Raw genomic sequence first — 20,435 nt, 5'->3', positions numbered from 1 at the left:
GACAAGCCGCCTACGAGCTCTTTACGCCCAATAAATCCGGACAACGCTCGCACCCTACGTCTTACCGCGGCTGCTGGCACGTAGTTGGCCGGTGCTTCTTCTGCAGGTACCGTCACTTGCGCTTCGTCCCTGCTGAAAGAGGTTTACAACCCGAAGGCCGTCATCCCTCACGCGGCGTCGCTGCATCAGGCTTCCGCCCATTGTGCAATATTCCCCACTGCTGCCTCCCGTAGGAGTCTGGGCCGTGTCTCAGTCCCAGTGTGGCCGGTCGCCCTCTCAGGCCGGCTACCCGTCCTCGCCTTGGTAGGCCATTACCCCACCAACAAGCTGATAGGCCGCGAGTCCATCCCAGACCGAAAAACTTTCCCGAAAAATCCATGCGGACCTTAAGGAGTATCCGGTATTAGCCCCCGTTTCCGAGGGTTATCCCAAAGTCTGGGGCAGGTTACTCACGTGTTACTCACCCGTTCGCCGCTCGAGTACCCCGAAGGGCCTTTCCGCTCGACTTGCATGTGTTAAGCACGCCGCCAGCGTTCGTCCTGAGCCAGGATCAAACTCTCCAACGAAATCTAGAGAAAATCCGTCCCGGCAGTAATCAAACTGCCAAAGGAATTCCAACCGACGACACAGATCCGCAAAGATCATGCAGCCGGCCGGGGTATAAATCAATTGGCACTGGCTTTTAAAGCACCCTGTTGAGTTCTCAAAGAACAACCACACACCTCACCGTGACCGGCCTCAGCCGCACCCCGGTGTGGGGCATTTCGTCCTGTTCCGTACCCTTTGTCTCCGCCGGGCACTTGGTCTACCTTACCGGGTCGTTCTCGCTGTGTCAACCCGGTATTTTCGGGCCGTACAACTCGATCTTCCTGGCTTCCCAGTTTCAGACCGCAGAAGATTAACTCAGCGGTAGATCTTGGGATTCAGCGGACCGGCCCGCTTGCGTTTCCGCCTCGCTGGCCCGGTGCCCCGCTGAAGAGAACATTACAGGGAGCCCGCTTGGGCGCCAAATCGGGCCCCCTGTTGTTCAAACGCCGCACTTTGCGTCACCGATTCAACACGTCACGCAATCTCTTTGCCTCCCGCACCAGACGGGACGATCCGCTCCGGGCCGCGACCGCGTCCAGCTCGGCAAATGATCCACGTGCGCCCGCGGCCGGTACCACCTGCGCGGACAGTTCCAGCAGATCCGGCAGTGCACGTGGCGCGAGTGGAAGCAGTATTGGAAGTGCCACCGCGAGTAATTCCCACACTCCGCTGGAACCGCCGGATCGGTGAATGTCGCCCAATGGCCCGGCCAACCGGCTCAGCTTGACCATTCCGTCCGTGGCGAGGTCGGCCAGCGCCGCGCCCACCCGGCCGGCGAACGCCGTCTTCCGTGCCAGCAACAGGAGAAAGGCGTCGACCGCGGCGATCCGGTCCTGCTCGTGCCGGGCACCCAGTCCATATGCCAGCCCGTAGGTGAATGCGAGCCCGACCGGGCCCTCCGCCTCCGCCAGCGGGGGCAGCAGTGCGGCGCCGCCCTTCTGATCGGAGTCGGCCAGACCGGCCAGCGCGGGCAACGCCCAGGCCGCGATGGTGTCCCGGTGGTGCGGGAGCACGGCCGCCCACACGTCACCGACCTGCGCCTCGACGTAGACCGGATGCGTTCCGCGGGTCAGGCGCAGCAGCCGGCTCTCCAGGATGAGCCCGGTCGGCAGCGCCGGTTCCAGCGAGACGACCACCCGCCGCTCCGCGTCACTCCAGCCGAATCGGGTCCTGTCGCCTGCCCGTTGCTCGACCCGGGTGGCGATCGGGTCCGGCAGGCCGCCGTCGCGCAGCCAGTCCGCGAACCGCCTTCCGGACTCGCTGGTCAGTGCGGCGGCGCGGTCGGCCACGCTCGGATCGACGGTGCGCGGCACCCGGACCAGGGCCTGCTCCAGGTCGAGTCGCCAGGGCTCCCAGCCCTCGGCCTCCGCGCGGATCAGCCGGTCGAGCAGCACACCGGCGTCGAGCGATCCGGTGACGTGGGTCGGCGTGGCGACCAGCAGCGGGACCGGCGCGCGGTGGAGTCGCACGGAGATCTCCGCGATGCGGAGCGCGAGCACGCCGCGCGGGTTGTCCTCGGCTCCGCCGGCACCGGGCAGCGAGCCGTCCTGCCAGGCCTCCCGAACCGAGGTGACCACACGCTGCCAGACACCGCCCCTCCGTTCCCGCGGCTCCATGACGGCGCGCAGCACCTCGCCCAGGAAGACGAATCGCGGCCGCCGGATCCAGGTGCTCTCCACGAACACGTCGGCGTGCCGGTCGAGCAGCGGGCTGAGCGTCTCGGCCAGTTCGTCGCGCCGGCCGGCGGCGTGCAGCGTGACGACGGCGGCGAGGACCCGCTCCCAGCCGACCGCGGTCTCCGCGTGGACGAGGCCGCTGATCTCCTCGGCCAGCTCGGCGCCGCTCGCGATCGGCGGCGGCATCTCCGCGGCCGGCGTGGGAGCCGGCAGCGCGGGCGTGCCGAACGGGTGCGGCACGTCGAGCGGGGTGCCGAGCAGCGCGGCCGCGCGGGCCGGCAGGTCGCCGCCGAGCTGGACCGCCTCGCCCGCGATCCGGGCCACGTCGTCCGGGCCGAGCGTGACCACCTGCCTGCCGATGATGGTCAGTGCGCGCTCCTGAATGTCGAGCGCGGGGTGGCCGAATGCGATCGCCACCGTGGTCAGGATGTCGCCGAGCCGGTCGGGCTCGCGCCGTGCGACCTTCTCCAGCCAGGAGAGCTGCGCCTTGACCAGCGCCTTCTCCTTGCGGAGCAGCAGGCCGGCGGACGCGTCGAGCAGCGTCTCCAGCTCCAGCCGGCCGATCTCGTCGGCGGCACGGAGCGCGCGCTGGGCCAGCGTGGCGACCGGTGCCGGTGCGGTGGGCAGCAGCTGTGCGTAGTCGAGGACGCGGTCGGCCTGCTCCGCGGGCGTGGGGGCGAGCGCGTCGTGCAGCGCGGTGAACGGGCGCAACGCATTCGGCTTGTCGCCGCGCAGCAGCCGGTCGAGCACGCCGTCGAGCAGCATGGTGCGGTCCAGGCGGCCCTCGGCCGACAGGTCCGCGAGTGCGAGCATGACGCGGGGCGTGTTGTCCCACCGACCGCTGTCCCACTGAGAGCTGACCAGCTCGGTGCCGAGGCCATCGAACTCGAAGATGCCCGGCACCAGCAGGTCAAGATACGGACTGGCGCGCAACCGGTCGATGATCGGAATCAGCTCCGTGCTGGGGCGGAACCGAGTGATCTCGCTGATCCAGCCGCGGGTCACCGCCTCGTTGACCGGTGGTGGGGTGCCGGACTCGCGCAACAGCGCGTCGGCGAACTCCCACTCCCCCGACCAGCCGGCCTCCCTCGGGTTGAGGTTGCCGGCGATGCGGGTCGCGAGGTCGCCGAGCCAGGGGAGTTCCCGGGCGCGCACGACGTCGAGGAGGAGGCGCTCCGGTATGCGGCTCCACCCGTCGCGCAGATCACGCCGGGTGAGCAGTGCCGCGGCCCGGGCGGCGGTCGGCGCGGTGCCGAGCACCATCAGGCCGAGGCCGGCCTGATCCGGTGGGAGGTCGCCCCGCCACCAGTCATCACCCTTGATCGACTTGATTTTCGCCTCGACCAGCGGCGCGAGCGCGAGCCGGTCCACCTCGGAGATCTTGCGGAGCAGGGTGGCGACACCCGTGAGGTCCTTGTTGCGCTGGCGGCGGTCGAGCCACTCGAGGAGCGTGTCCGTGCTGGTGGGCAGCTGGGTGGTCATGCCGGCGCCGCCGCGGACTCGTCGAGGTCGGCGGTCTCGCCGGTGCGGGCCATGCGGGCCGCGAGCGCGTGCTTGCACGGGCCCCGGTCGCCGCGGTGCTTGGCCCACCAGGGGCAGGTGCAGGTAAACGTGTCGTCGGCGAGCACGCGCACCCGGTAGGTCTCGGCGCCGCTGCGCACCACCGCGGACTCGCCCTCGAACGTCACCGCACCGGCCGTGACCAGCGCGCGGGCGCCGGTCAGACGCGGGTTCAGCTTCGCGGCCGCGGACGCGTCGTAGGGCAGCGTGCGGTGGAAGTAACCGGCCTCCGCCACGTCGTAACCGACCCGGCCGGCCGTGCCGAGCTGGGTCAGCGCATCCCGGACGCGCGTCGCGGGCAGCCCGGACGAGACCGCGAGCGCGTCCACGTCGATCGTCGGGTCCCAGGAGAGGAGCGCGCTGATCAGGTCTGCGTCGTCGGCCGCGTCGTCCGTGGCGAGCGACTCCAGGACCGCGCCCTCGCCGGAGAACCCGCGCTGGGACTCCGGGGAGAGCGTGAGCGACAGGCGCATGGCGGGCGAGCTGAGCTCCCACGTGCTGGCGACCGGCCCGCTGCCCGCGGTGACGGGTGGGCCGAACACCCGCAGCGTGGTGGCGAAGCGCAGGAACGGGCGGAGCGCGACGAGCCGGCCGGCGCCGGGCAGGCAGACCGCGCCGGGGACCGGGCGGGAGGTCAGGCGCAGCGATCGGCCGGACGGGATCGCCCACAGCACGCCGCGCTCCGCGACCGGGAGACGGTGCAGCAGCGCGCGGGCCTCGGCCGCGCCGACCTCGGCGCGCGCGTCGAATCGGGACGTGATCACCTGGGCCTCGGCGAAGCCGCGCAGCCAGCGGGACGGCAGCGGCACCCTCCGCTCGACGAGCGGCCCGTCGAACGTGGTGACGGTCAGATCGTCCGGCCCGACCGCGAGGTGCATCGGGTCGGAGCGGCCGACACGGGAGAGCGCGCGCTGGAGGGGCACGTTGACATCCACGTTCGTCGTGCCGTGGCCGGTGATGTCGCCGTCGACGCCGGCCGGCAGGACGTCGAGCCGCGCGTAGACACCGCAGCAGCCGGAGAACGACTCGAAGCGCAGCCGGTCGGAGCCGGCGGTCACCACCGGGTCGAGGCTCGCCGGGCTGACCGGCCGGAAGTAGCGCGTGCGGGCGACCTCGGCGACGGCCAGCAGCCCGACCGCGGCGGCACCGGGCTGGGTGAGGAAGCCGTCGAAGAACCGCGGGTGGGCGGACGGGCCGCCGGACGTCTGGAGCGTGAGCCCGCTGTCCGGCGCGAACGCCGAATGATCGAGGTATGCGTATGCCGCCGCGTTGGCCATGTCGCCACGCTAATAGTGGGGTACGACACTTCTGACCACCTCGATGGCTTCCGAACCGTCTACTGCTCGGAGCGGCGTACCCGGTGGGCAGTCTTTGATCTGGCTCCTGAGCACCGAGTGCCGGGATCGTCGCGCACGGGGTGGTGACGTCCGCGAGCGACGGCACCGACATGAGGGGGAGGTCGGCCGGTGCGGCTGCGTACGGGTCGGATCACAGGAGTCTTCATCGCGGCGATCACGGCGTTGTCCGCGTGTGGCACGGCCACGGACGGGCAGGCGGAGTGGCGGGCCGGTGACGAACCGGTGGCGCCGGTGTCGGCGGCGAGCCCGACGCCGAGTGCGTCACCGAGCCCGGAGCCGGTGAGCGACGAGCAGGTCCCGGAGGCGGGCGACGGCGCCTACGACACGGCGCGGGGCTCGAACTACGTGATCGGCAAGGGCCAGACGCTGATCACGTACCGGGTGGAGGTGGAGCGGGGCGTCGACTGGGGCGACCTGCCGAAGGTGATGACGGACGACTTCGCGGCCCGGATCGAGGAGGTGCTGGAGCACCCGCAGAGCTGGCCCGCCTCGGCCGACCACCCGGTCACCGAGCCGGAGCACGGCGTGCACGGCGCGTCGTGGCGCTTCCAGCGGGTGAGCGGGCCGCAGTACAAGGTGCGGATCCGCCTGGCCTCGCCGGCGACGGTGGACGCGGTGTGCCGGCAGGTCGGGCTGGACACCGAGGGCAAGTACTCGTGCAAGACCGGCAACATCATCATGATCAACCTGCGGCGCTGGCTGCAGGGCTCCGGCGTCGCGTCCGTGGACGACTACCCCGAGGCGGTCATCAACCACGAGATGGGGCACTACCTCGGCTTCGACCACCAGGGGTGTTCCGGCCCGGGCGAACTCGCGCCCATCATGATGCAGCAGTCGATCGACCTCGACGGCTGCGAGCCGAACCTCTATCCGTTCACGAAGGACGGCGAGTTCGTCTCCGGGCCGTACCTCCCCAGCTAGAGCGTCGCGGCGAGCCGGTCGGCGAGCAGCCGGGTGAACCGGGACGGATCGGCCAGCTCGCCGCCCTCGGCCAGCAGCGCCATGCCGTAGATCAGCTCAGCGGTGTCCGCGAGACCGTCCTTGGCGCCGCCGTCGAAAGCGTTCCGCAGGCCGGTGACCAGCGGGTGCGTCGGGTTCAGCTCCAGGATGCGCTTGACGTGCGGCACGTCCTGGCCCATCGCGCGGTACATCTTCTCCAGCGTCGGCGTCACGTCGTTCTCGTCGCCGACGATGCACGCGGCCGACGTGGTCAGCCGGGAGGAGAGCCGGACCTCCTTGACGTTCTCCGACAGCGACTCGCCCATCCAGGTGAGCAGCTCCGCGAAGTCCTTCTTCCGCTGCTCCTGCTCCGGCTTCGCGGCCTCCTTCTCCTCCTCCGACTCCAGGTCGACCTGACCCTTCGCGATCGACTGCAGCGGCTTGCCGTCGAACTCGGTGACCCGCTCCACCCAGACCTCGTCGACCGGGTCGGTGAGGATCAGCACCTCGAAGCCCTTGGCGCGGAACGCCTCCATGTGCGGCGAGTTCTCGATCATCGAGCGGGACTCGCCGGTCATGTAGTAGATGTGCTGCTGGCCGTCCTTCATCCGGCTCACGTAGTCGGCCAGCGTGGTCACGCCGTCCTCGGCGTGCGTGGAGGCCGCGGACAGGATCTCCAGGAGCGTGCCCTGGTTGTCGGTGTCGTTGATCAGGCCTTCCTTGACCGCGCGGCCGAACTCGCGCCAGAACGTCTGGTACTTCTCGTTCTCGTTCTGCTGCAGGTCCCGTACCGTCGAAAGGATCTTCTTGACCAGACGACGGCGGACGGCCTGGATCTGCCGGTCCTGCTGAAGGATCTCCCGGGAGATGTTCAGCGACAGGTCGTGCGCGTCCACGACACCCTTGACGAAGCGCAGGTAGTCGGGGAGCAGCGCCTCCGCGTCGTCCATGATGAAGACGCGCTTCACGTACAGCTGCGGGCCGCGCTTGCCCTCGCGCATGAACAGGTCGAACGGCGCATGCGACGGGATGAAGAGCAGCGCCTCGTACTCGAACGTGCCCTCCGCCTTCATGTGGATCGTCTCGAGCGGGTCGGACCAGTCGTGGCTGATGTGCCGGTAGAACTCGTTGTACTCGGACTGCTCCACGTCCTTGCGGGGGCGGGCCCAGAGCGCCTTCATCGAGTTGAGCGTCTGCGTCTCGTACTCGACGGTCTCGTCCTCGCCGGTCTTCTCCGTGGTCATCCGGATCGGCCAGGAGATGAAGTCCGAGTACCGCTTGACGATCTCGCGGATCTTCCACTCGGTGGTGTAGTCGTAGAGGTGGTCCTCGCTGTCCTCCGGCTTGAGGTGCAGCGTCACGCTCGTGCCCTGCGGCACGTCCTCGACCGTCTCGATCGTGTAGGTGCCCTCGCCTGCGGACTCCCACCTCGTACCCTCGGTCTCGCCTGCCTTCCGGGTCGTCAGCGTGACCCGGTCGGCGACCATGAAGGTGGAGTAGAAACCCACGCCGAACTGGCCGATCAGCTCCGCGTTCTCCTTCGCCTCGCGTAGCCGCGCCAGGACCTCCGCGGTGCCGGACTTGGCGATCGTGCCGATCAGCCGGACGACCTCCTCACGCGACATGCCGATGCCGTTGTCGCGCACGGTCAGCGTGCGGGCGTCCCGGTCCGCCTCGATCGCGATGTGCAGGTCCGACGTGTCGACCTCGAGGTCCTTGTCGACCAGCGACTCCAGGCGCAGCTTGTCGAGGGCGTCGGACGCGTTCGAGATGAGCTCCCGCAGGAAGATGTCCTTGTTCGAGTAGATCGAATGAACCATCAGCTGCAGCAGCTGGCGCGCCTCGGCCTGAAACTCCAGCGTCTCGGTGCTCATGTGACTCCGTGACTCCTCGCGTCGCAAAAACTCGGTGGAATTCAAGAATAAAGCCGATTGTGCGCCGGACCGGGGACCGGTAGCTTCCCGTGCCGACACGGGGAGGACTCCAATGACGACAGCGTTCCGTGCGCTGATCTCCATCATCATGCTGGCCGGCTTCTACGTGGTGGCGCTGCTGCTCTTCGTGGCCGGCACCGCGCTGGCCATCTGGGTCGGCAGCAACACCAGCGGCACCGGGGCCACCCGGTTCGGCCTCTTCGTCTTCGGCGTCACGGTGTGGGCGGTCGGCTACGGCACCTGGAAGGCGGTGCGCGCGCAGAGCGGCGACCCGAACGGCATCCCGCTGAGCCGCGAGCAGGCGCCCTACCTGTGGGCGACCGTGGACGAGCTGGCGCAGGCGGTCGGCACCCGCGCGCCCGACGAGATCTTCCTGGTGCCCGAGGTCAACGCGGCCGTGTCCGAGAAGTCCCGGCTGATGGGCCTGATCGGCGGGCGCCGCACCATGCTGATCGGCATGCCGCTGCTGCAGACGTTCACGGTCGCGCAGCTGCGCTCGGTGCTCGCGCACGAACTCGGCCACTTCTCCGGCTCGCACACCCGGCTCGCGGCCGTGTCGTACCGGGGCCGGATGGCGATGGGCCGCACCATCGAGCACCTCGGCGCCGGCAACCTGATCGGCTACGTCTACCGCGGGTACGGCCGGCTGTTCCTGCTGGTCGACAACGCGGTCAGCCGCCGCCAGGAGCTGGAGGCCGACCTCTCGTCCGTGCGCGTCGCCGGCCGGGCCGCGGCCGCGAGCGCGCTGGAGGAGGTACGCGTGCTCGACGCCGCGTTCAACTTCTACCTCGGGCGGTACGTCGGTCCCGGCCTGGAGGCCGGTGCCGCGCCGGACGACCTGTTCGCCGGGTTCCGCGAGCTGCTCACCGCGCGCGCCGAGGAGATCGCCGCGCTGCGGGCCGCCGCCACCGGGATCGAGGAGCAGCAGTCCCGCTGGGACAGCCACCCGCCGATCGGCGCCCGGGTCGCCGCGATCAACGCCGCGCCGGAGTCCCCGGTCACGCCGGACGACCGGCCGGCAGAGGTGCTCATCCCCGGCCTCGGCCAGGCCGGGCTCGCGCTGCAGCAGCACATCTTCGGCGGGCGCAACCTGACCGTGCTCCCCTGGCAGCAGTTCATCGGCACCGGCGCGAACGGCCGGCTGCAGGAGAACATGGACGGTCTGCTGCGCGCGCTGACTCGGGCGCTCAACGTGCCGGTCACCGACGTCGGCGGCGTGCTCGACCAGATCGAGGCCGGCCGGCTGGCCGCGATGGCCGCGGTGGTCTTCCCGTCCGCTTCTCCCGAGGAGGCCGCGAAGCGCTTCGCGGACCCGCTGGACGCGCTGTTCTCGCTGGCCGCGGTCCGCTCCGGCGTGGCCACGTGGGACCACTCGTGGACCGGCGCGCCACGGCTGCTCGCGGCGGACGGGTCCGAGCTGGACCTCGCACCGGTCGCGCTGCTCGCGGTCGACCCGGCCACTCTCGGCACCGCCCGGGCACGGCTCGCCGAGCTGGGTATCGACGTGACCGCCGCGAAGCAGGTGGCGTCGACCGTCCCGCTGCGTCGCGCGTCCGTACTGGGTGGCGTGATCAGCATGAAGGTGGCGGGTGCGCGTACCGACGTGGTCGTGCTCGACACCGGTGTGGCGCTGGTGCCGTCACTGGGCCACTTCGCGATGGCGCACCGAAAGCGTGGCCGGATCATGGACTGGGTGCAGCGGGGCGACGCTGAGGCCGTGGTGAAGACGCCAGGCACGCGCTACATCCCCGCCGAGGAGATCAGGACCGGCGGGCAGGTGCGCTCGTTCCCGAAGCGGTTCGAGATCGTGCTCCGCAGTGGCGAGACGGTGCGGATCGACTGGACCATGCAGGCCGAGGACCAGAACAACGCCTACGACCGCCTCCGCGACCTCCTCAAAGCCGCGTCAGCCTCCTAAAATCAAGATCATCGGCGGGTACGGCGGCGCCGTACCCGCCGATGTTTCATGTGAAACATCAGCGCCCACCCGCCCGGATGACCTCCAGGAGCCGCGCCCGGCCCAACCGCCATCCGGTCCGGTCCTGGATGGCCACGGCCGCACGTGCGGACCCGGCCGGGTCCCCGGCCAGTTCGGTCAGTACCGCGTAGGCCCGCCCCTCCAGCAGCGCATATCCGTGCTCCCGGGCCACGGCGAGCGCGTCCGTGGTGTCCTGCACCGCTGCCTCGCGGTCCGCCCGGCCGGCGGCCATCGCCGACTCCACCCGCATGGCCGTCTCCAGGTATCGGTTGCCGATCTCCGCGGCGAGCCCCCGGGCCGTTTCGAACGACGACCGGGCGCCGTCCACATCGCCCGTGGCCAGCCGCGCCTTGGCCACCTCCTCGTGCGCGTAGGCGGACAGCAGCCGGTCCCCCACCCGGGCGGTCAGCTCCAGTGCCGCCCGCGCGTGACGCAGCGACTCCGCGGGGCTGCCCGCCTCCCGGCAGATCGCCGCCGACTGGATCAGCGCGTGCGCCTCGGTGTCGACGCGGCCGACGTCACGCGCGATCAGCCGCGCCCGCCGGATGGAATCCCGGGCGTCGCCGAGCTGGTCCTGCAGCCGCTGGATCTCGGCGAGGTTGGTGAGCGCCACCGCCTGCCCGCCGCTCGCACCGAGCTCCTCGTAGACGCGCAGCGCCCGCTCGAAATGCTCCACCGCCTCGGGGAGTCTCCCCAGGAAGGCGAGCGTCTGCCCGATGTTGCACAGCGTCACGGCGATGCCGGGGCGCCACCCGATCTGCCGGTTGACCGCCAGCGCCCGGCGGAAGTAGGCCACCGAGGGGTCCAACTTCCCCATCTCACCGTAGACGGCCGCGAGATTGGCCAGCGCGGTCGCCTCACCTTCGCGCCACCGCGCGAGGCGGCTCAGCGCCAGCACCCGCACGTGCCGGCGGCGAGCCTCCGGATAGTCGCGCCGCACCATCGCGACGGTGGCGAGGCTGAGCTGCGCCGCCGCCCGCGCGGCGGCATCGCCCTCCGCGTCCGCGGCCCGCTCCGCGGCCTCCGCCACCACCGTCCACTCGGCCGTCGCCCGGCTGTGCCAGAACGTTCCGCGCAACGCGCCCGCGATGACCCACGCCGCCTGGCGGGGCCCGTGCTCGGCCGCGTGCAGCACGGCGGCGGCAAGGTTGGGCAGCTCCGCGTTCACCCACGCCGCCGCGTCCGCCGCGTCGGCGAACGCCGCGACCACGGCCCCCCGGTCATCGGCCGGCGGCAGCCGGGCCATCTGCGGGTAGAGCACCTGGGCGGCCGCGTACGCCGTGGCGGCACAGAACTCGAGCAGGTCACCCAGTGCCGCCTCCCGGTCGGCCGGGTCCTCGGCCAGCGCGCGTTCCCGGGCGAACTCGCGAACCAGGTCGTGCAGGCGGAACCGGCCGTGGTCATCACGGTGCGCCAGATGCGCACCGGCCAGCCGGTCGAGCGAGCGCGACGTCTCGGCGGCGCTCACCCCGAGCATCGCCGCCACCGAGGGCACGCCGGCGTCCCGGCCGGGCATCGATCCGAGCAGCCGGAAGCAGCGCCGCACCGGCGGGTCCAGTGCCCGGTACGACAGATCGAACGCCTGCCGGACCGCCAGCGACCCGTCGCCGTCGACCGCGAGCCGGTCGAGCCGGTTCCCAGCCGACAGGTCGGCGACATGGTCGGCGATCGTGCGGTCCGGCCGCTCGGCCAGATTGGCCGCGGCGATCCGCAACGCCAGCGGCAGGCAGCCGCATGCCTCGGCGAGCCGGGTCAGCGCGGCAGGCTCGGCCGCGCCCCGATCGCCGCCCAGCACCCGCCGGATCAGGCCGACGGCGCCGGCCGGGGGCAGCGGCTGCAGCGCCAGCACCTGTGCGCCGTCGCGGGCGAGCAGCCCGGTGAGCCGGTCGCGGCTGGTGACCAGCACCAGGCAGCCGGGACTACCGGGCACCATCGGGCGCACCAGCTCGGCCGAGGGGGCGTTGTCCAGGACGATCAGGATCCGCCGGCCCGCGATCCGCGATCGGAACATCGCCGACGCCTCGTCCAGCGATGCCGGAATGCGGTCCGGATCGACGCCCAGGGACCGCAGCAACCGGGACACTCCGTCGTACGGCGTCACCGCCGGCCCGTCGTGAAAGCCGTGCAGATCCAGGTAGAGCTGGCCGTCGGGAAATCGGCGGGCCGCGCGGTGCCCCCAGCTGACCGCGAGCGCGGTCTTGCCGACACCGGCCGTCCCGACCACGGCGATCACCGGGACTCCGGCCGCACGCGCCTGCCGGGTGGCCAGCTCCGTCAGCGTCCGCAGCTCCGCGCCACGACCGGTGAAATGGCCGGGCGCCGAGGGCAGTTCGGCCGGGACCGGGCCGGCGCCGTCACCGGGCGGTTCGCGCTCGCCGGGCGGATCGAGCCGGCGCTCTCGGCGCAGGATCGCCACCTCCAGCGCGCGAAGTTCGTCGGACGGCTCGACACCGAGGTCCCGCCGCATCCGGGCCATCGCGTCCCGGCCCCACGCCAACGCGTCCGCGGTCCGGCCGGCCCGATACAGCGCGAGCATGAGCTGCAGCTGAAACCGTTCCCGGTACGGATGGGCGGTGACCAGGTCGCGCAGCTCCGCCACGATCTCGGCCGCGGACCCGGAACGCAGGTCGGCCTCGACGCGGTGTTCCAGGGCCAGCAGCCGGTACTCGCCGAGCCGGGCCGCCTCGCGGGCGAGCACCGGCACGTCCGGAAGGTCCGCGAACGGGCGGTCGCGCCACAGCCCCAGGGCATCGTGCAGCAACGCCCGCGCGGTCGCGGTGTCACCGGCCGCCAGCGCCACCTCACCCCGGGCCGCGGCCTCGACGAACTCCGTCGCGTCGACGGCCCCGGCCGGCACGTCGAGGCGGTAACCGGAACGACCGTGCCCGGTCAGCCGGTCGACGCCCAGCACCCGGCGCAGACCGTGCACGTACGACCGCAGGTTTCCGCCGGCGGAGGCGGGCGGGGCGGCTCCCCACAGCGCGTCGATCAGCTCGGCCGACGTGACGATGTCGCCCCGGCGGCACAACAGCACCGCGGCCAGCAGCCGCTGCTTCGGCGGTCCGAGCGGCAGCGGGGCGCCGTCGTCGAATGCCCGGAACGGACCGAGAACCAGTAATCGCATCGGACTCCCCCGTAGGCTCGCCGTCACGGAGCCTACGGGACGATCGTCAATGCCGTCCGGTGGCGGACAGTCTGCGCAGCACCGCGCCGATCACCTCGGTCGATGGAACGGGGCCGAACTGGCGCGAGTCGTCGCTGCTCTCGGCGTTGTCGCCGAGCACGACCAGGCGACCGGGCGGCACCACTGAATCGTCCTCATCGGACGCCGCTCGCACGTCGCCGGGCATCGGGTCCCCGGGCAGTGCGCGGATCCGCTTGACGATCCATTCCGGGCGGGCGTCTCCGGTGCGCCGCGACCGCCGGCCAGCACGGTCCGGATAGCGGACCACCACGACCTGCCCGATCCGCAGCCTTCGCACGGGAACCCGCCGCACCAGCAGCCGGTCACCGGCGCGGTACGCCGGCGACATGCTCATTCCCACCACCGTCACGACGATCAGCCGCCGTCGCGCCCACCCGAGCCCGCCACCGGCCGCGGCCAGGATCGCGACCGTCACCGCGGCGATCGCGGTCACGACGCCGCCGCCTCGGCCGGATCCCGATCGGTGCGATATCCCCGGGATTGCAGGCCGAACAGGTGCGCGTAGACGCCACCCGCCGCGACGAGCCCGTCGTGGGTGCCCAGCTCGGCGACGCGGCCGGCGTCGAGCACCGCGATGGTGTCCGCGGCCCGGATCGCGCCGAGGCGATGCGAGATGAGCAGACTGGTCCGCCCGGCACGGTGCGCGACCAGCATGGTGTGGATCTCGTGTTCCGCCTCGGCGTCCAGCCCGGAGCTGGGCTCGTCGAGAATCATGAGCTGGGCGTCGTCGCGCATCAGCGCGCGGGCCAGGGCGAGCCGCTGCCACTGGCCGCCGGAGAGCAGCACCCCCGGACCGGCGGCGTCCGCACCCCGGGCCGTGAACGTACGGCTCAGCCACGAGTCGTAACCGTCCGGCAGACGCTCGAGCGCCTCGTGGATCCCGGCCGACCGGGCGGCATCCGGCACCCGGGCCGGGTCGTCCGAGCGGGCCAGGTCACCGATGCCGATGTTCTCCCGCGCGGTCAGGTCGTAAGAGGCGTAGTCCTGGAACACCGCGCCGATCCGGCGGCGCAACTCGGCCGGGTCGAAGTCGCGCAGGTCCACGCCGTCCCACCGGATCGAGCCGCGGCACGGGTCGTAGAACCGGCACAGCAGCTTCACCAGCGTGCTCTTGCCCGCACCGTTGCGGCCCACCAGCGCCAGCGACCGGCCCGCCGGGATGTGCAGGTCCACGCCGGCCAGCGCCCAGGGCAGACCGGGACCGTAACGGAACCACACGTCGCGCAGCACGATGCCGCGCTCACTCGCGACGGGCGCGGGCACCTTCGCCGGCACCACGAGATCGGGACCGGACCGGATGACCGCCTCGTAATGGCCGTGCAGCAGCAGCGAGTCGTAGGTGAGCGCGAGCGAGCCGGCGACCGCCCGGAGCGCGCCCTGCACGCCCGCGACCGCCGCGACGAACATCGACACGTCGCCGACGGTCGACGCACCGGCGGCGGCGGACCGCACCGTCCAGATCAGACCCGCTCCGGCGATCACCGCGGCGAGCACGGTCAGGCCGCCGTCGACCACCAGCTCCACCCGGCCGGTACGGTCTCGGGCTGCGTCGGCTGCCTCCCGCTCGCGCATCATCCGGCCACGCAGAAACCCGCCGGCACCGTACAGCCGGATCTCCTTGGCCGCCTCCAACCCGGTCAGCAGCTGCGCGTAGAACATCTCCCGCCGCTCACCCGGGTTGATCTCCCACACCATCCGGGCCCGGCGCCGGCTCAGCCACAACTCGGCGACCAGCACCGGTACGGCGGCGGCGACCAGCACCACGGCGACCACCGGGCTCAGCACGGCGAGCGACACCACGAAGCCGATCACGGTGAGCGCGCCCCCAGCCACGCCGAGCAGGCCGTCGACGACCCGGTTGGGTGTGATCCGCGCGGCGTCCCCGGCCAGCCGGAGCCGGTCGAGGAAGCGCGGGTCCTCGTAGCGGCCCAGTCCGACGAACGTGTCGACGGTGGCGTACAGGCGATCCGTGGCCAGCCGTCCCACCCGCCGGCCCAGCACGGCGGCGAGATGGTCGGCCGTCCGGGGAAGCGCCGTGACCAGTACCCCGGCCAGGGCCAGGGCGGTGACCGGCCAGATCACCGACTCCCAGCCGGCGCCTCCGGCGAGCCGGTCCAGCGCGGTCTTGGTCAGCACCGCGGCCAGCACCGGGACGGCCGCGGCGACCGTGTGCAGCAGCAGGTAGGCGAGGAGCCGGGGCGGTGACGCGCGCCAGGCGAGCGCCACCGCCCCGACCACACCGGTCCACCCCCGTATCTCGACTGGACCGGTCATGCGCCCGTCGCCACCGCCGAACGCACCGGCAGCGCTTCCAGCACCGTCGCGTCGGTGCCGGAGGCGACGATCGTGCGGTCCGGGTCGACGACGGCGAGCGCCGGGTACGCGTCGGCCCCGAACGCGGTCTGCACCGGTCCGTGCGGCGCCTCGACCACCACCCTGGCGACGGGAGCGAGCAGACGGCGGTACTCGTCGACGTCATCATCGGGGTCGACGACGATGACGGCCAGCGCCTGCCAGCCGATCGCCGGCAACGCGCCGGCCCGGTCGGCGAACCGCGGCAGTAGCGCCTGGCACGGCTCGCACCCGGGAGTGAAGAATCCGGCCAGCACCGACCCGGCGAGGTCGGTGTGGGACAACGCCGCGCCGGCCGCGTCCTCCACGGCGAACTCACCCACCCGCTCGCCGGGCGGGAGGATCGCCTGGGCCGGGAAGCGGGCGGGATGCGGATCCGTGGTCTGCTCGGCCAGCACACGAAGCCGCCGGATCACGGCCGTCGTCAGAATCAGATTCACGGCCGCGACAAGGCCGACCATGACGACGGCCACGCCCAGAACTGACATGGTTCCTCGACTCTCCCGACACTGGATGGCCGGCGGGCGGCCGGTGCCGCCCGCCGGTGGTGCTCCTCGTTCAGGCGTGCTGACAGGCCGAGCAGGTACACACGCCGCTGCCGTAGCCCAGGCAGCACCGCTTCTCGACCGTGCACGTGGTGTTGCAGCAGATCCACGCGCACGCACCGACGTTCAGCCCGTAGCAGTAGGCTGCGTCCGCTTTGGCGGACGGCAGTACCACGTCGAGCATTCGGTCGCCCAACCGTTCCAGTAACCGGGTCATTCCATCGCCTCCGGCACATCGAAGTTGATCTCCTGATCCGGGAGCCTAGAGACGGCCGGTATGCATACCGTTCATTTCTCGTACACGCCGGCCGCCGACCGCTCCGCACCGTCGATTCCGCGGCATAGGGTCGGTGACCGTGGCCTACCTGGAGGTGTTCACCCGCGGTCTGATCGGGCTGGTGTTCCTGCTGTCCGCGTGGAGCAAGATGCCGATCGGCGACCGCTTCGGCGAGTTCGCCGCGTCACTGGCCGGCATGCGGCTGCTCCCCGGCCGATTCGCGCGCCCGGCGGCGACGCTGGTCGTCGCGGCCGAGGCGGTGACGCCGGTTCTTCTCCTGACGATTCCGGTGCTCGGATTCGCACTGGCGGCGGCGCTGCTGCTCGGATTCACCGTCTCGATCGTCACGGTGCTACGGCGCGGGACCCGAGCCACGTGCCGATGCTTCGGCGGCAGTGCGCCGGCCCGGTTTCGATGGCATCACGTGGCACGCAACGTCGCCCTGCTCGTGGTGACGGCCACCGGCACCGCCGCCGTCTCGGCGCAGCCCTCGGTGCCGTGGCAGGTGGCCGCGGTCGGGTCGGCGGCCGGCCTGGCCGTCGCGCTGCTGGTCGCTCACCTGGACGATCTGGTAGGCCTCTTCGCGCCGATACCCGCCGGCGATCTGTGAGCGGCCCGGAGATTCGAACCCACGATCAGCCGCTGCCGGTGAAGAGGTAGATGAGGTGGGTGACGTCGTCGTCGGTGAAGGCCTCGACGTGGCCTACGAACACAATGCGTTTGCCTGACCGTGAGACGCGACCGATCCGGGCGGTTAGGTTCAGGGCATGCCCGGCCCGTCGGCACCGACCTGGATACCGTCGTCACCACCATCGTTGACCTGCCTGCCTGGCACAACATGTTCGTGCCGCCCCGCGGGGTCCGCCTCCGGCAAACCGCCCAGCGAAGTTCGGTGGCGATTTCGTCCAGCCCGGTCTGTTCGCTGCCGATAGGAGTCGTAGTCGACCCAGGACGCGGAGAGTGATGTGCCATGGACCAGGCCCCCGCACCTGACCGGCCACCCCATGGCGACGAGGGGGACTTTCAACGGGTATGCGCCCGCAACCTGCTCGATGCGAGCGACGAGGTCATCTACTTCAAGGACCTGCAGAGCAGGTTCCTGTGGCTGAGCAAGGCGTGGGGGGCGCTCACCGGCAGTGACCCCGACGAACTCATCGGTCTCACGGACTTCGACGTCTATGGCCATGCGCACGCGGCCGACGCGTACGCCGACGAGCAACGGATCATCGCCACCGGCACGCCGCTGGTCAACAAACAGGAGCTCGAGACCTGGCCCGATCGTCCCGACCGGTGGGTCACCACCACGAAGTTCCCACTGCGTGCTGACGACGGACAGATCATCGGCACGTTCGGCATCTCGCGTGACATCACCCGGCTGGTGCAGGCCGAGCAGGAGGCGACTCGCAACGCGGCCGCCCTGGCGTCGGCGCATGCCGAGATCAGCCGCGTCGAGGCCCAGCTTCGCACCGTGCTGGACACCTCGGCTGACGCCATCGCGCTGTACGACGCCGGTCTGCGCTACCAGTACGTGAACACGGCCACCGAGCGGTTGCAAGGGCTGCGGAGCTGCGACATGCTCGGCCGTACCGATCGTGAGCTCAACCGGGACAGCACGGTCCTGCAGATCTGGGAGTCCGGCCTGGCCGGCGTGCTGGCCACCGGCAGGAGCTGCTCGGTGGACTTCTCCGTCGGTGCCGGGGCCGATCGCCGGGATTTCCAGGCGCACATGGCCGCGCACCGGGATACGGATCAGGGACGGACGGTCGGCGTGGTGACGTCCACCCGTGAGGTCACCGAGCTGAAGCGGACCCAGGACGAACTGGCTCATCAGGCCCTTCACGACCCGGTGACCGGGCTGGCCAACCGGGTGCTGCTGCTCGATCGGCTCCATGGCGCCCTGGCGCGGATGAAACGCCGTCCCGGGCGAATCGTGCTGCTCTTCATCGACCTGGACCAGTTCAAGGCGATCAACGACACGTACGGGCACGGGGTCGGTGACAAGCTGCTCGTGGAGACCGGCCGGCGGCTCACCGCCATCGTCCGGCCGTGCGACACGGTCGCACGTTTCGGCGGTGACGAGTTCGTCGTCGTGCTGGACGAGTTCTGCACCGAGGAGCACGCCCATGCCACGGCCGACCGAGTGGTCGACAGCCTCAGCGCGCCGTTCTTCGACAACGGCCACGAACTGTTCGTGACCGCGAGCGTGGGACTGGTGGTGACCACCGATCCGTCCGCCACCGGCGAGGATCTCGTGCGTGACGCCGACGCGGCGATGTATCAGGCGAAGGCGCGCGGGCGCAACTGCTACCAGTTCTTCAACCCCGAACTGCGCGACCGGGCCGCCAAGCGGTACGCCGTGGAGGCCGATCTGGCCCGGGCACTGGAGCGCCGCCAGCTACGCCTGGAGTACCAGCCGCTGTTCTCCCTGCACGACCAGCACGTCGTCGGCGCCGAGGCGCTCATCCGGTGGGATCACCCGGACCGTGGCATCGTCTCACCGGTCGAATTCATCGGCATCGCGGAGGACCGCGGTCTGATCGTCTCGATCGGCACCTGGGTTCTGCACGAGGCATGCCGCCAGCTGGCCGAGTGGTCGGCCCGGCGGAACCCGGCGTTGCCGGCGCTGACGATGGCGGTCAACGTATCCAGCCGGCAACTGTCCGCTCCCGACTTCGCCGGCGTCGTCAAGGACGTCCTCGATCGCCACCGGCTCGCGCCGACTCAGCTGTGCCTGGAGCTGACCGAGACGGCGCAGCTGCTCGACATGACCGAAGCGCGTGATGCCCTGGCCGACCTGGCACGGCTCGGGGTGCACATCGCCTTGGACGACTTCGGCACCGGGTACTCGTCGCTGGCGCATCTGATGCAGTTCCCGGCCAACGTCCTCAAGATCGATAGGAGCTTCGTCAACCAGCTCGAGACCGAGGGCCGGGGCCGCGAGATCGTCGCGGCGGTCACCGCCACGGGACATGTGCTCGGAATGACCGTGGTCGCCGAAGGCGTCGAGACCACCGGCCAACTCGAGCGGCTGATCGCGCTGGGATGCGAGCAGGGCCAGGGGTACCTGCTGGCCCGCCCGCTGCGGCCGGACGTGCTCGCTGCCCTGCTGGAGCTGGGGTCCGAATCCGGCCCGCCGCGGTAGCCCGTCGATGCCGGAGGCCGAAGCCCAGGATGGGCCGGGCGATCCCAGCACTCGCGTCCGACACCGCTGCGACGATCGACGGTCGCGCACCGTGGGGCGGCGGGTATCGCAACCCTCCCGCCGGAAAGCGGCAGGAGGGGATTCGCCGGTTCAGTGTGCGGACGGCTCCGGCTCGGGCACCGTGACGGTGGAGATGCCGGCGATCATCGCGTCGAACATCCAGGACAGACGCTGGTCTCCGGTGCCGGAGAACAGCTCGTGCCGGGCACGGGCGATATTCTGGCAGTCGCCGTCGGCGGCGTCGTTCAATGCCTCGACGAACGCGTCCTGTTCCGCCTGCGCATCGACCGCCTCGCTGCGCACGCCCTGCTCCGCGGCGGTGGCGGTGCCGTGCTGCAAGAGCAGGTCGACACCCCATGCCGCCTGCGCCGTCGGTACGCCACCGGCGTGCAGCAATCCAAGCAGCGTGTCGATCAGGCGCACGTAGTGCGGGCCGGAGGGGCGCAGCGCCAGGATCGACCGGGCCAGGCTGGGCTGGCCGAGCAGCAGCTGCGTGTAGCCGGTGAGCAGCCCGATCAGCTCCTCGCGCCAGCGCTCCCCCGCCCGACCCGGATCGGGCAGAGTGAGGCCGGCGAGCAGTTCGTCGAGGATCGCGCCGTGCAGCTCGGCCATGTTCTGCACGTAGACGTAGAGCGAGGCCGGGCCGGTGTCGAGCTCGGCGGCGAGCCGCCGCATCGTCACCCGCTCCAGGCCTTCTTCCCGCATGATTCGCAATGCCACGCTGACGGCGCCCGCGCGGCTCAGCGGCGGCTTGGCCGGCCGGTCACGCCGGCTGACCGGGACTCGACGAGGACTCATAACGCGATCGTACCGAACACGTT

Annotated in this window: 12 protein-coding genes and 1 rRNA gene (1 of these 13 cut by a window edge); 4 read left to right on the top strand and 9 right to left on the bottom strand. The window is 71.1% G+C overall.

Going from position 1 to position 20,435, the window contains the following annotated elements; all coding sequences use genetic code 11:
- The 3 genes from J2S43_RS35875 to J2S43_RS35865 form a co-directional block, all read right to left on the bottom strand.
- Positions 1–566 (bottom strand): 16S ribosomal RNA (locus tag J2S43_RS35875) (it extends 952 nt beyond the left edge of the window).
- Positions 567–1,046: 480 nt separating this feature from the next.
- The gene (locus tag J2S43_RS35870; RefSeq protein WP_306836777.1) at positions 1,047–3,746 is read right to left on the bottom strand and encodes a DUF6493 family protein; all 2,700 of its coding nucleotides are present in this window, start codon (positions 3,744–3,746) and stop codon (positions 1,047–1,049) included.
- Positions 3,743–5,101, bottom strand: a complete 1,359-nt coding sequence (locus tag J2S43_RS35865) for an SWIM zinc finger family protein (protein WP_306836775.1) — start codon at positions 5,099–5,101, stop codon at positions 3,743–3,745. Before J2S43_RS35865 ends, J2S43_RS35870 begins: the two co-directional genes overlap by 4 nt.
- Before the next feature lie 189 nt (positions 5,102–5,290).
- On the opposite strand from J2S43_RS35865, the gene J2S43_RS35860 reads away from it, so the two are divergent.
- The gene (locus tag J2S43_RS35860; protein ID WP_306836774.1) at positions 5,291–6,103 is read left to right on the top strand and encodes a DUF3152 domain-containing protein; all 813 of its coding nucleotides are present in this window, start codon (positions 5,291–5,293) and stop codon (positions 6,101–6,103) included.
- On the opposite strand, the gene htpG is transcribed toward J2S43_RS35860, so the two are convergent.
- Entirely contained in the window at positions 6,100–7,995 is a 1,896-nt protein-coding gene (gene htpG / locus J2S43_RS35855) for a molecular chaperone HtpG (RefSeq protein WP_306836773.1), read from the bottom strand. The two genes, J2S43_RS35860 and htpG, sit on opposite strands and share 4 nt — an antisense overlap.
- Positions 7,996–8,107: 112 nt before the next feature.
- On the opposite strand from htpG, the gene J2S43_RS35850 reads away from it, so the two are divergent.
- Complete coding sequence (locus J2S43_RS35850) at positions 8,108–9,973, top strand: M48 family metalloprotease (RefSeq protein ID WP_306836772.1); 1,866 nt, start codon at positions 8,108–8,110, stop codon at positions 9,971–9,973.
- A 58-nt stretch (positions 9,974–10,031) separates the two neighbouring features.
- Here J2S43_RS35850 and J2S43_RS35845 read toward each other — a convergent pair whose 3' ends face one another.
- The 4 genes from J2S43_RS35845 to J2S43_RS35830 are packed head-to-tail and all read right to left on the bottom strand — an operon-like array spanning position 10,032 to position 16,078.
- The gene (locus tag J2S43_RS35845; protein ID WP_306836771.1) at positions 10,032–13,157 is read right to left on the bottom strand and encodes an AfsR/SARP family transcriptional regulator; all 3,126 of its coding nucleotides are present in this window, start codon (positions 13,155–13,157) and stop codon (positions 10,032–10,034) included.
- Between the two features lie 46 nt (positions 13,158–13,203).
- Positions 13,204–13,671, bottom strand: a complete 468-nt coding sequence (locus J2S43_RS35840; protein ID WP_306836769.1) for a S26 family signal peptidase — start codon at positions 13,669–13,671, stop codon at positions 13,204–13,206.
- Positions 13,668–15,476, bottom strand: coding sequence for an ABC transporter ATP-binding protein (locus J2S43_RS35835; RefSeq protein ID WP_306836767.1), 1,809 nt, complete (start codon positions 15,474–15,476; stop codon positions 13,668–13,670). Before J2S43_RS35835 ends, J2S43_RS35840 begins: the two co-directional genes overlap by 4 nt.
- A 32-nt stretch (positions 15,477–15,508) precedes the next feature.
- Positions 15,509–16,078, bottom strand: a complete 570-nt coding sequence (locus J2S43_RS35830; protein WP_306836766.1) for a TlpA family protein disulfide reductase — start codon at positions 16,076–16,078, stop codon at positions 15,509–15,511.
- A 413-nt stretch (positions 16,079–16,491) separates the two neighbouring features.
- Between J2S43_RS35830 and J2S43_RS35825 the strand changes: the two genes are divergently transcribed.
- Together J2S43_RS35825 and J2S43_RS35820 are read left to right on the top strand one after the other, a co-directional pair.
- Positions 16,492–17,022 (top strand): MauE/DoxX family redox-associated membrane protein, encoded by a 531-nt coding sequence (locus J2S43_RS35825; protein WP_306836764.1) that lies wholly within the window; start codon positions 16,492–16,494, stop codon positions 17,020–17,022.
- Between the two features lie 360 nt (positions 17,023–17,382).
- Positions 17,383–19,554 carry a putative bifunctional diguanylate cyclase/phosphodiesterase gene (locus tag J2S43_RS35820; RefSeq protein WP_306836762.1) on the top strand — a complete coding sequence of 724 codons (2,172 nt, stop codon included), beginning with the start codon at positions 17,383–17,385 and terminating at the stop codon, positions 19,552–19,554.
- A gap of 150 nt (positions 19,555–19,704) precedes the next feature.
- Here the strand turns inward: J2S43_RS35820 and J2S43_RS35815 are convergent, their stop codons facing one another.
- Positions 19,705–20,412: a TetR/AcrR family transcriptional regulator gene (locus tag J2S43_RS35815; protein WP_306836760.1), complete on the bottom strand. Its 708-nt coding sequence runs from the start codon at positions 20,410–20,412 to the stop codon at positions 19,705–19,707.
- Between the last annotated feature and the right edge of the window lie 23 nt (positions 20,413–20,435).

Source organism: Catenuloplanes nepalensis (genome assembly GCF_030811575.1).
GTDB classification, from domain to species: Bacteria; Actinomycetota; Actinomycetes; order Mycobacteriales; family Micromonosporaceae; genus Catenuloplanes; species Catenuloplanes nepalensis.
This window is presented reverse-complemented; position numbering and strand designations above follow the sequence as displayed.